Origin of the sequence: Rhodopirellula sp. UBA1907, from assembly GCF_002337565.1 — a bacterium.
Taxonomy (GTDB): domain Bacteria; phylum Planctomycetota; class Planctomycetia; order Pirellulales; family Pirellulaceae; genus Rhodopirellula; species Rhodopirellula europaea.
In genome coordinates this window covers 33,190-46,001 of record NZ_DDGH01000098.1, presented here as the reverse complement: position 1 = coordinate 46,001, position 12,812 = coordinate 33,190, and the positions used below count along the sequence as shown (strand labels likewise).

The 12,812-nt window shown below is 54.3% G+C and carries 6 protein-coding genes; all 6 read right to left on the bottom strand.

Annotated elements, in window-relative coordinates; genetic code table 11:
• Positions 1-9: 9 nt before the first annotated feature.
• The 6 genes from B2R17_RS23765 to B2R17_RS23740 all read right to left on the bottom strand — a co-directional run bounded on the left by B2R17_RS23765 (position 10) and on the right by B2R17_RS23740 (position 12,789).
• On the bottom strand, positions 10-894 hold the full coding sequence (locus B2R17_RS23765) for an NAD-dependent epimerase/dehydratase family protein (protein WP_286765968.1): 885 nt from the start codon (positions 892-894) through the stop codon (positions 10-12).
• A 114-nt stretch (positions 895-1,008) separates the two neighbouring features.
• Positions 1,009-2,610, bottom strand: a complete 1,602-nt coding sequence (locus tag B2R17_RS23760; protein WP_286765967.1) for a DUF5060 domain-containing protein — start codon at positions 2,608-2,610, stop codon at positions 1,009-1,011.
• A gap of 215 nt (positions 2,611-2,825) precedes the next feature.
• Entirely contained in the window at positions 2,826-4,166 is a 1,341-nt protein-coding gene (locus B2R17_RS23755; protein ID WP_286765966.1) for a nucleoside hydrolase-like domain-containing protein, read from the bottom strand.
• Between the two features lie 362 nt (positions 4,167-4,528).
• Positions 4,529-5,782, bottom strand: a complete 1,254-nt coding sequence (locus tag B2R17_RS23750) for a serine hydrolase domain-containing protein (RefSeq protein ID WP_286765965.1) — start codon at positions 5,780-5,782, stop codon at positions 4,529-4,531.
• Positions 5,783-5,787: 5 nt separating this feature from the next.
• Positions 5,788-7,845 (bottom strand): nucleoside hydrolase-like domain-containing protein, encoded by a 2,058-nt coding sequence (locus tag B2R17_RS23745; protein WP_286765964.1) that lies wholly within the window; start codon positions 7,843-7,845, stop codon positions 5,788-5,790.
• Positions 7,846-7,875: 30 nt separating this feature from the next.
• A complete protein-coding gene (locus B2R17_RS23740) occupies positions 7,876-12,789 on the bottom strand; it encodes a nucleoside hydrolase-like domain-containing protein (protein ID WP_286765963.1) in 4,914 nt (1,637 codons plus the stop codon).
• Positions 12,790-12,812 lie beyond the last annotated feature (23 nt).

Genomic DNA, 12,812 nt, shown 5'->3' with positions numbered 1-12,812 from the left:
GTAAAATCATCACGCGTTTCGCCAGCGTGATTGCGGTGAGAATCCCAGCATCTCTTTTGCCTTGTCGATGGAATAGAACGTTTCGTATTCACCAAGCTCCCGTCGCTGAGGGACATCGGCGTAGAAATCCTTGATCACTTCGGCGCTCGACATTCCCACCGAAGAATCTTCGTTGGCAACGTTGAATACCTGATACCCAAGTCCATCGGTCGCCAAAGCACGTTCCACAAAGTGGCTCAGGTCACGCGTGTCGATGTACGCGAAGATGTTGCGACGTCTGCACGAAGCATCGCTGTTCCATTGAGGAACCAATTCCTCGTACTCATGAGGTTCAATCACGTTGTTGATTCGCAAGGCATAGATGTCCGTGCCCGAACGAGCTTGGAAGCTACGACCGCACGCTTCATTGCAAACCTTTGACATTGCGTAAGCGTCGTGCGGCACCGTCGGATGCTGTTCGTCCACCGGAACATAGCTCGGCTTGACTTCGCCCTGAGCGAAGCAGACTCCGTAGGTCGTTTCCGAAGACGCGAACAGAATCTTGGGAATCGCCAACTTCACTGCCGCTTCAAGAACGTTGTAAGTCGAAGTCGTGTTGATCCGGAAACACTCTGTATCGGGACGCAGCAAGATCCGAGCGATCGCAGCAAAATGAATGACCGCATCGAATCGAAGACTTCCCGGATCTGCATCCAAATCGTCCAATTCTGTCAGCCCCGAGAAAGCGGAGAAGACTTGCCCGGCATCGGTTAAATCAACCGTGATATCAGACACACCGTCGACATTGGACGGAACAAGGTCGAGATTCAAAACTCGGTGCCCCTGTTTGACCAAATGAGCAACGACGTGACGTCCGGCTTTGCCCGACCCACCAGTAAACAGAATCCGCATCATTCTCCCTCAGGTTGTAAAACTATATTCATTTGAGAATTCACACGACCAAACGTGAGCTTCCTCGTCAACTCAATTGGCAAGGGGTCCCGAAGGAATGCCTTCCTATCGTTGCACTCACAGCGAAACCAGACGAATCGCCGTGTATGGAATTTCGGTCGTGAATTTGAACTCGCCGCCATCGACTACCTTCTCTGAGACCCGTTTCATGTTCCAGGTGTCAAAGACTTCGAAACGATACTTCTTGCCGGGCGGAAGATCCAATTCAATCGCTTGGCCAGCGTCCTGCGTGTACGCGAGGTAGTGGACGCCCTCTTCACTGAAGACAAATACGTTGTTGTTCAATTCATTCAGGATGCTTCGATCCATCCGATCCGGAATCTCGTCAGGAATCGGTTTCGAACTCAACTTCACCAAACGAGGTGACATCTTGGTGACGGGAGCCTGCTCCATGATCTCGCGAAAGAATGCGATTCGATCCGGGCTCTTTCCTGGCAACGTTCCTCCCTTTGCCCACCAACGGACTTCGGTCTCACTATCGGAATCATTTCGGAATGTGTCGCCGTGCGTGCCATATCCGCCGCTCAATCCGGCTTTCCAAAAGTAGCTCGTCATCTCCTCAGCCGACATGTTGCCCCAACTGCTGGCAACGTCACCTTCGTATCGCATCTCGTCGAACATCAGTGGTTTGCCATACTTCTCTCGCCACGGAATCGCGTTGAAAAAGAAGAACGTTTGCGCACTGACATGGGTCACCCATGGTTGAGAGTGATCGTAAAAGTGACTCTCGGAATAGTACCAGTTGTGGATGCCTCGCAGTCGTTGATGCGGATCCTCTTTCTGCAGCAGAGTTCCGATGCCCTCCCAATCAATGGCATCCTTGATACGTGGAATATCCCATTCATTAGCGAGCGACCACCAAACATTCCGGTACGCGGACAGCCGAGCGATCAAGTAACGGACATACCGTGCGTTGTTCTCAGCACCCATCTCCTGATATCCCCAGCGATCGTAGGGATGAAAGAGAATGACATCGGCCTGGATCCCCAGATCACGAAGTTCGCGCACCCGTTGATCCAAATTCTGAAAGAACTCAACATTTGGCTTTTCAAAGTCTGATTTCGATTCAAAGGGATATTGCCAAGGCTCTGTGTCGTTTCCATAGTTATACGATTTTGGGAAGACGCACATCCGAATTTTGTTAAACGGCGATGTCGCGAGCGTCTCAACCGTCTTCTCTTGGACACTCTGCTTGACGCTGGTCCACTGATAAGCCGTGGTGCCAACCAAGTACACGGGTTCGCCATCCGCATATTCAAAGTAGTGCGTGTTGACAATCTTGACCGGACCATGGTTGTCGCCCACGGCTTCTTTGCAATCAAATGCCCCCGTCTGTCCGTTGAGGTCACTTGCACCACTATTGGTGACATAGCTCCACTCACCGACTTCATCGGGAGAGAAGCGGATCTTAAAAACGCCATCTCCGTCGTAGAAACCAGGCACCGTGACACTTTTGGAGCCTTTCGAAAACTCTGCTTCAAATTCGACATCAACGTATGGGTTGCCCGTCGTTGGTCCCTTGAGCTCCAATTGAAACGTGTCCCAGCGTTCGACAGACTGGCGTTCTTGGCCGACGCCTGTGCCGGCAAAGCAGGCGATTTGCAGAACCAACGTCACTGCGGCGATGGCATTCGTAAACGATATTGGAATGTGATACATGGCTTCCCTCATAGAAATCGGTAGTAGTGAGCAGGTTTGAATCGGTCAAAGAAGAGAATTGCAGTGTCGATTTGGATGCACGGCGATTGGTTGGATCTACCAACGCGTCAACTGGAGGACGTTGTCCGCGGTTGTTGGTGGAGCGAACCGGGGCTTACGCCCAGCGGTTAACGTGCTTCCATCTGCACTTTCACCGCCAGATAGTGGGACATACATCAACGCCCTCCTTCACACGAAACAATCAGGCGTCTGTAACGAGTCAACGACGGTGTTCCGTCATCGGACACGATCAGCAAAACATGGGTTGATGTCCCCGCCGCATCTTCGGGAACGATGAAGTGCGCAGACATTTGGTTTGCGTCCTGGATCTTGATCACACCTCGATAAGTCCCGGCTTCCGGGTAAACGCGCCATTGATAAGACAATGCGTCGCCATCGATGTCCGTGCTGCCCGTCGCATCCAGTTCGACGCGTTCTCCTGGCTTCGCAACAATCTCGATTGCCTTCCGTGAGGCGTCTCCGGAAAGCGTGGGACTGGGGGGATGGTTCGCATCGTCAAATTCTTTCACGCACCAATCCATCCTGGCCTGATAGTCGTTTTGGAAGTGCGGAGCCCAACGACTGATCGTGTGGCCGAGTTGGCTTGGCAATAGGTTCGATGGAATGTCGGCCCATTGCTTGCGCGTGTTCGAGGTTGGACGCAGGCGACCGCCCCATCCGCCCCAGTCAGGATGCTCCATGTCGCTGAGACCGTTTGGAATCAGGCCCAAGAAGGTTTGTGAGTCGGCTTCTCCAAGCTTGCCGTGACGTAGCGGGCAGAGTTCACCAAAGGCACCATGTTGAAACCGGACATGAGTATTGAGCCATTCCGCCGTGTGCAGTTCGGGGGGAGCCGAGTAGACGATGCCGCCCGTTGAAACGAGATAGAACAGGTCTGGAAAGTTCTCCTGTATCCAGAGTCCCGTCGCATCCTGGTGCCCCCAAGTGTAGACGCGGAGCTTCGAAACAAAACGTTTTACGGCATCTTCATCGCGATCATTGCGGACACGCCAAAGAGCCTGTGCCAACTCGGCCGTCCCTCCCCAAACGGGGATCCACACCGGACGAGAATCATCGCGATCGACCACGTCGATGATGAGGCGAGAAGCGTCCGTGTCACAACTCTCCCCAATCAACTCCTCCAACGGATAGTGCCCGCTGTCTGTGCTGGCTCTCCCCGTCCGAATGTTGAACGGTGCGTCTCGCCCGGTCTTCACGCCTTTGCGGATAACTCGCAACAGATCCTCGGCCGATGGCCACCCAAAACTGTGTTTGAGAAGATTGGGGCGAACCGTCGCATACGCCTGAATCCCCCTCACCAAATACTCCGGTTGCGGATCGCCATCGATCGGTCGATGTGTTTCCTTCGGGAAGATTCGGATGGACGTCGCGATCAGCCCTTCGATATCAAATTGGTCCGCGTACATCATGAACCGCGTGAACGATTGCTCATCGTCGCGATCGCCACCAATGTCGGTTAGCAACACGACTCGATGCTTTTCGTTCGTTTCTAACATCGGGATCTGCGCAACCGCCGAAGAGGTTGAAACGAAGCAACCAAATATGACCACCAAAGATCGCAGTGGCTTCTTCCAATGGTTCATAAGACAAACTTGAGTGCGGAGAAGGATGATTTGGGCCATGATCGACAGATGAGAACCAGCAACGTTTCACACGACGCAGCCAGTAGGCTGCATCTGAAACGATGTTTGACAACCATCTTCGATCCCTCGAGATCTTTGCCATTCCCTGGCCAATTCAAGTCAGCGATCCGTCCACCTCAAGCTCACAAGAAGTGAGTTCTGGGCGCGACGCTCCAGCCGGCTTTGCAGCCGGTGCGTCAATGCTGAGAGACGTTCATTGGTTCAGACAGATCCTGTCATGAGCCGTACACGGCGTCGCGAAACGCCTTGTGCAATCCAACCTTGTCAAATGGTCTGAGTTGAACGAACAACACCACAGCCAGTTCGTTCTGCGGATCCACCCAGAACAGCGTGCTAGCGGCTCCGTCCCAAAAGAATTCGCCCACCACACCTTTGTTCTCTTCGTTTGAAGCAGGTGGCTGCAAGCGAACCGCCAAATCAATGCCGAACCCAACTTGTCCTTTGCTTGGAAGCCAAGAACGTTCGGTGACTTCGTTTGAAAGCTGGTTCGTCGCCATCGCTTGAACTGTCTCGGCCTTCAAGATTCGAACCCCCTCGAGTTCACCCTCATTCAAAAGCGTGCGAGCGAAACGCATGTAATTGTCGATCGTCGAGGTCAAACCCCAACCGGCTGGTGTCAGTGGCCAGGGTTTCGCATTGAATTCTTCGTCACCCGACTTCTTCGAAAGTTCCCCCGTTTGATCGTCCCGCCAGTAGACCGCTGCCAATCGATCTCGATCCATTTCGGGGACCACGTACCGAGTCTCGTTCATCTTCAGCGGGCGGAGAACATTCTGGTCGAGGTAGTCTGCGAAGTTCATCTCCGACAGTCGTTCCACAATGTGGGCCTGCACATCGACCGATGGTCCGTACGCCCACTGCTCCCCCGGATGAAACATCAAAGGAAGCTGACTGAACTTCTCGACAGCATCGGCCAAGCGGTTGTCACGGTTCAATGGGTCCAGCTCTTTCAACTGCGTTCCGACGATCGGGTGATCAACGCTATTCGCCAGCCCCGATGTATGCCGAGTTAAGTCGCGGATTGTCATGGGACGCTTCGGCGATTCGAGGAGAAAGCCCCCGGAATCGTCCACCCCCGTCGCAACCATCAAATTGCCAAAAGACGGAATGACTTTGGCAACGTCATCGTCCAACTCAAAGAGGCCTCGTTCCTGCAACTGCATCAGCGCCACGCCGGTGATTGGCTTGGTCATCGAAAAGATCTGCACGATCGTATCGCGAGACATCGGCAAACCGGCTTCTTCGTCGGCCATTCCAAAGGCACCGAAATAAACCTCGTCGCCATCCTCGTAGATAAGCGCGGAGACGCCGACAACGGCTCCAGCTTCCACGAACGAATCCAGCGTCGCGTTGATACGAGTCACCGCTTCGCCGTCGATCACAGGTTCACTTGCGGTAACCGAAAGGCCCACTACCAAAACGGACGCCAAAGAACAGGCAGCCCTGGATGCAGTCACAAAGAAACGCATGAGCCCTACTCCTTCGAGCCTGACGCGTCCGAACCATCACCTCGTTCAACGCACCAATCGGCTCGTTCTTTGAACTCCGCTTGGTAGTCTTTTCGCCATCGCGAAATACTCGAACCACCGGGACCGTCGACATAGTGGTTTGTTCCCGGCTTACGTTTGTATTGGCCGCCCCAACTGGGCTGCGTTGGGTCTTCGGAATCGTTCAGCCCACGGAGTTCGCTGATCAAGTGCATGAACGCTGGCGAATCACCTTCGCAGACACCCGTGCAGCCCATGCCTTCGTGCGGGTAGACATCGCAGAGTGGTCCGTGGTCATGGCGAATGTGTTTGTTGACCCAATCGAGATTTGAAAGCGGGTCGCGACCTCCAAACATGCCTTGGTACGTCTTGCGAGAATCGATGATGAACAGATCAGGAAACTCGTCCATCAACCAGCCGTGCGTCGCGTCTTGATAAGCAATCAGAAAGATCCGAAGCTTGCTGATGAACTTCTTGAGTTCAGCTTCGCTGCGTGTGTTTTTCACGTCCCAGATCGCTTGGGCCACTTCGCGGGGGCCACCCCAAACGCTGATCCAAACCGGCCGCGGATCGGGACGGTCCACGATCTTGATGATCGCGTTGGAAGCCTCGCTATCGAGCCCCTCGCCCATGATGTCTGACCAAGGTTGTTTGTTGCGTCCCCATTTAACGTTCACACCGTGGTTGTTTGCCTTGCCCTCGAACGTGATCGAGCGCAGATGATCAGCGGTTGGGTAGTCGGCATCGTGAGTTTTTAGATTTGCGTGAACTTTTTCGTACTCGTCCAGCACCTCAAGAATATTTTTCTTGTGTGCCTCCATCGCGAACGTGCCAGCGGATGCGATCAGTGCCTCGACTTCCAACTCGTTTGAATACAGCAGGAAACGAACGATCGACTGCATGTCATCGGGATCGCTCTTCATCGTGTTCGGCACGTTGCCGCCTTTGACAACACCGATCGGCGGAAAGTCGGACATCATGACAACGCGTGGCTTTGTCGAATCGACATTTTCATCGTCCACGTCGGCATCGGAAGACTCACCGTGAGGCAAGCAGTTGCCCGCGCCGCAATTCGGGTCAGTGACCAGTCCTTTCACGTCGTTTACTTTGTCTGCTTGAAAGGCGTAGGCAGGTTTGAAAACGGGAAACTTGTTTTCGATGTAGGTGGGTACCTCGCAACCTTGGAAGGCTAGGTTTTGCCAGCCAATTTCGCCGTCGCTTTCGAGGGCACCGATCTTCTGCTCTCGCCATGGCGTTTTGACGTTTTCAAAACAGGAATTCTCCAGCCGAATGTGGCATTCAAAGCCGGTTCCGATGCAGTATCCGCTGTCTGGACTGTTGTAGTAGTTGTTGTATAGGTGAACGTGTCCGAAGCGGACTCTTGGCATCCTCCCTCGCACTCCTTCGGCATACCAATTGTGGTGCATCGTGACGTGCAACTTTCCCCGGTCCGATTCACGGTCGTCGCGGTTGCCGATCAGTCCGCCGAACGCATGACCGTGAGTCTCGTCGAAATAGAATTTGCACCAAGAGATCGTCACGAAGTCGGACTCTCGAACCACGGAACAAAGCTCATCGCTGCTGTCGTGAAATGCGCACTTGGTGATGAAGACGTTCTTAGCCCCCGACACTTCCATGGCGTCACCGTCAGACGGCCCGAACGTCAAATTCTGGATAATGACGTTGTCTTCTTTGATCTTCAGCGTTCCGCCAGAAAGCCCAGCGTTCACGTCGGCGCCCATGATCGTTTTGTTTGGCCCAACGTTGACGCTTCCAATTTCGAATTGGCCTTCGACCACGACGACTGCAGGCTTTTCACCTGAGACAGCCGATTTGAATGCTTCAGCGGTCGACACCGTGATCGGTTGCGCCTCGCCACCACCGGTGGTTCCGCCGTTCTGCGTCGCGTAGCCATCGGGCGTCGCAACGGACAATGGAGCTCCGCTCGAGTCTTTTGTCGTGTCCTGTGCAGCAAGCGGCATTGCCAAGAATACGATCGCGATGCTGGACGAAGCCAATTGCCGCAACGAAGTTGAAACATTCATGGTAGAAATCTCTTAGTGGGCGAATAGGGACTATTTGACGTTGAGGATCATTCGGCGATATGCGTAGAGGTTTGGCGTTCCGTCGTCGTGAACTTCCAGGATGACATGGATATTTTTGCCACTCGCATCTGCCGGAACGGATATTTTGGCTGTCGGGTCGGAAGGTCCGTCGATCGCAACGGCGCCCTTGTACGTGGCCGGTTCTTCGTAGATCGACCACGAATAGGTGATCGAATCGTTGTCGGGATCGTCGGTACCCGCGGCGCTCAGCGAAACTGATTCACCCGACGCGACGGATAGTTCCAGCACGTCTCGTGTCGTGTCACCATTCAGGATGGCGACTGGATGATGGTTTGCTTCGGAGAATTTGCTTGTGATGCTCCAGTCCATGCGAGCAGCGAAATCGTTGTTGTATCCTTTGCTCCAGCGTTTGATCGCCCCCGTTCCGTCGGATGTGTTGCCCCACATTTCGTAGGGATCAAACTTTCGTTCCTCGCCTTTGACTCCCGACATGCTCTTGATGCCGGTCTTCTTTTTGAAGCTGAATCGACCGCCCCAGCCACCTTGGTCGATCTGATCAGGATCGTTCAGACCGGTTGGGTAGATGTGCATGTACGCCGGCGTGTCACCTTCGGTCGCCCATTTGGTATCGGGGTAGAGAGCACCGAGCGGACCATGACTTTGGATGTCGTTCTTTTGGTAATCGCCGTTCTTGGGTGGTTGCCAGCCGTAGACTTTGGTCGCTCGGATGTAGAACACTTGCGGATAGTTCTTCGCGATCCAAGCACCGGCATCGTCTTGGCCTAGGATGTCGTAGACGCGAAGTTTGGCGAGGAATTTTTCCAGGTCCTCCTTCGACCGAGTCTTGCTGACTGTCCAGATCGCTTGGGCCACATTGTTCGTGCCGCCCCAACCGCCGACCCATATCGGACGCGGGTCGTCCCTATCGGCCGATGCGATAATCATGTCGGAACCGAGTGAGTCTTTGCCGTCGCCTACATCGCTCATGCCATAGCCAAGCTGTCCCATCACGGAAATCGAACGCAAGTATTCGGGCGTTGGAAACCCTTCGGCGTGAACTTTCAAGTTGTCGTAGCATTCGCCGTAGGCATCGACGATCTTGTCCAGCATGTTGGTATTGCTCTGCTTCTTTTTCCAACAGCCCGTCGACACGACCAAGCCTTCGATGTCGAACTCATTCGCACAGACAAGCATCCGCACCAGAGATTGTTCGTCGTCCGGATCGGCTCCCAGGTCCGTGGTGACGATCATTCGCGGTTTCGTGTAAGTGCTTTCAGAAGCACTTGAGGCACCGGCATTCGCGGGCGCCGGGTTGGCTTTAGCTTCGGCAGCGGCAAACGGTGATTCGAGACGCGCTTCGATGAAGCTGGCGATGTGCTCGTGCGATCCCTTTGGTTGAAATCCGAACACGCAAACCGCGTCGGTTCCGGTGTAAGCTCGTTTGTCTTCGTCGCGACCGAAACTGAAGATCACCATGTTGCTGCCTTGACGCCAGCCTTCGTCGCCGGCCGACTCGGGGCCCGCGTTCTTGACGCCGGCGTACCAAACTTGCGTGTCTTTCGGATCGCTGTCTTCGAGGTAAAAGAACGGTGATGGAAACTTGTTGCCGAACTCCGATTCCAGGTAACCCAATCCCCCTTCTTTGCATTCGCGGTGCTTGCCGTCTTTGAGAACGTAGAAGTCCTTCTCGACCGAAGCATCTTGCTCGCCACCAATCGGACCCTCGTACAGAAACGCGTATTTGTCGGCGGCCTTCAGAACTTTGATCGCGGCGTGCGACGGGAAAAAGTGATACTCAACCTCGTACTTGGCGTTAGACGATCGCATGATCAGGTGATCGCCTTCAAGCTTTTCATCGAACGCGACCGCGTTTCCGCTCGCGTCGACCCACCAAGATTTGGAGCCACTGCTACGTTGCGGGTGATTGAAGTTTCCATTGCCAAAGTTTGGCCAGCCTCGGTACTCGTGTCGTCCGCCGCTCGCGGATGATTTGTTGTAACCACGGTCGGCGTCGTTCCCGATCCAATCGTTGCCAGCTTGGTCAAACGCGCTGCTGAAACCTGTCTTTCCGCCGGTTTCGCCGTTCTCGAAGTACCACGTTCCGCCAGCGGCAGCGATCTTCCAGCACATGTTGTCGAAGTGTTTGACTTTCGTTACGACGACGTTGGAAGGGAAGGGCGAGTAAGGCGTGCCTGCCGAGGGCTCTCCACTGGGTTCTTTCGTTTGCGAAGCTTTCGATGGGACGGGGGTGGATTTCGCATCTCCCGACCAACCCTCGGCGATCGTCTTCGCTACGTCACTCGAATCACCATCGAACTGAATCACGGACAGCCCTTTGCCATCCCATTCTCCCATCGTGGCGGGGTCGTAGCCCGAAATGTAGTAACCGGCTCCCTCGTAGTAGGTGACATTTGGGTTGTCAGCCCAGTCTTGTTTCTTGTTGCCTTTTTGCTCGATGAACATCGACTTGCCAGCCGTCAGATTGTGAGCTTCCATGGCCTTCAACGTCGAATCGTTATCTGTCCATTCGGTCCAGTTCACGGAGATGCCATTGCCGATTTTTCCTTGCAACCAATAAGTGTGGTCGATCATTTCCGCGTTGGGATACTGCGTCGGAAGGTACTCGTACAACCATTGTTTGAAGGAAACGCTCTCTTTCGCCGGCGCAGGTTTCGGTGCAGCGGCGGAGCTGTCTGCTTTCGCTTCCGCCATCTCTGCGACAAACGTGTCCGACTCGCCTGTGAACTGAATGATCGTGCTCTTAGCGACGTCCCATCCGGACATGGCTGAGGCTTCGTAGCCATCGATGTAGTAACCCACTCCTTCGTAGAAAGTCACGTTGGCATGGTCGGCCCAATCGGACGCCTCTGTCTTGTCAACAAAGATGGACTCGCCTTCGGTCAGGCTGTGTGCTTCCACGTCCTTCAATGAAAGAACTTCTTCTTTCCAGTCCGCCCAACTGACGATCAAATTCGGCTCTGTGATCTTTGCTTGGAACCACGCTCCACCGCCGTGGGCAATGACTTCGGCGTCCGCGTGTTTCTCAGGGATGTAGCTTCTCAGCCAGTCCGCAAGTTTTGTGTCGTCGGATTGCTTGTCTACGCTTTTTGGAACCGGTGCAGTAAACGATCCTTCTGCTTTCGCTTCCGCCATCTCTGCGACAAACGTGTCCGAGTCGCCAGTGAACTGAATGATCGTGCTCTTAGCGACGTCCCATCCGGACATGGCTGAGGCTTCGTAGCCATCGATGTAGTAGCCCACTCCATCGTAGAAAGTCACGTTGGCATGGTCGGCCCAATCGGACGTCTCTGTCTTGTCAACAAAGATGGACTCGCCTTCGGTCAGGCTGTGAGCTTCCACGTCCTTCAAAGAAAGGACTTCTTCTTTCCAGTTCGCCCAGCTGACGATCAATTGCGGCTCCGCGAGCTTCGCCTGGAACCACGCTCCACCACCGTGGGCAACGATGTCCGTGCCCGGGTAAGCGTCAGGAATGTAGGTTCTCAGCCAGTCGGCAAGCGAAGTGTTTTTCTGGTTGGTGGTCGCCACCATTTCGCCCGTCGGTTGGAAGACGACGCGTCGATAGCTACTCAGGTTGTGAGTCCCATCGTCGGTGACTTCGCAGATGACATGAAAGCTGCGTCCGGCAGCGTCGGCGGGAATCTGGATTGTTGCCGCGCTTGACGTACTGTCGGCGATTTCGATTTCACCCTCGTAGGTTCCCGCGTCGCTTTGAACCCACCATTTGAATTGCAAGTTGTCTCCGTCGGGATCCGTGGTTTTTGAGGCGTCGAGCGTTACTGAGGTGCCTGGACCAGGCGTCTTTCTTAGGACGTTCAGCCCGGCATCTCCATCGAGAACGAGATTTGGATTGCGGTTGCCTTTGCCTTCCTTTGCCCAGTCCATCCGTGCGGCGAAGTTATTGAATGCCGCCGGATACGTTTGCTCGAAGTTCGACGCACATGTGCTCGCTTCACGCCATAGCCCGCCGTCCTTCTTCACAAAATTCCCGCCCCAACTCGATTGCGTTGGATCTTCAGGATCATTGAGCCCGTTGGGCATGAGATACAGGAACGCGGGCGTGTCGCCTTCGACTCCGAACTTGTATTTCGGGTACTGACTGCCAAGGTTGCCGTGACCCTGAATGTGTTTCGCGTACTCGCCCCAATTGCTCTTTCCGATTGAGTTGTGTCCCTTCCAAGCGGCTTCGTCCCAGATGAACAGCAAGTCATCACCGGTTTGTTCGTAGATCCAACCGTGTGAACTCACCTCGAGCCCTTCGCCTTTGTAGTTGCGATCTTGATCCGTGATCGCGTACGCACGCAGTTTGCTCAGGAACGTTTTGGCCTCTTCTGCTGACCGATCTTTTTGGACTTGATAGATCGATTGGGCCAGGGTGTTTCCCCCGCCCCAAATTCCGATCCACAATGGACGATCGTCCTCTTCGTCGGCTTGCGCGATCAGCAACTCACTTCCGGGTGAACCGTTGTCATCGCCGATGAACTTCTTTCCGCGATTCATGCTGCCCAACATGATGCGTTCGCGAAGGTACTGCGCACTTGGCCAGTATCCGATCGCCTGTTTTCCGCCGTCGTGCTCGTGGCCGGTTTGACCGGAACGCTTCATCAAATTGGGCAAGTCCTTTTCGTAGGCATCAACGACGCCACGTGCGATGTCGATGAAGCCGTTCTCAGGTGACTTGTTCAGCGTTTTGACGCTGTAACCGGTCGAGATAACGATCCCTTCGATTTCGAAAAGATCCGCGTGTGCCATCAGGCGAATCAGTGACTCGTGGTCGTCGGTCTCCCACGTGGACACGTCCGTGAGGACAAGCATACGTGGCTTGAGTTGTTCGGCTTGCGTTTGGGAACTGAGTCCGAAGACCAGAAGAATCGCAAACACTCGAGAAAGTGTGGACTGGTTCATGTGTGTTTTCACTGTGTGGGGAA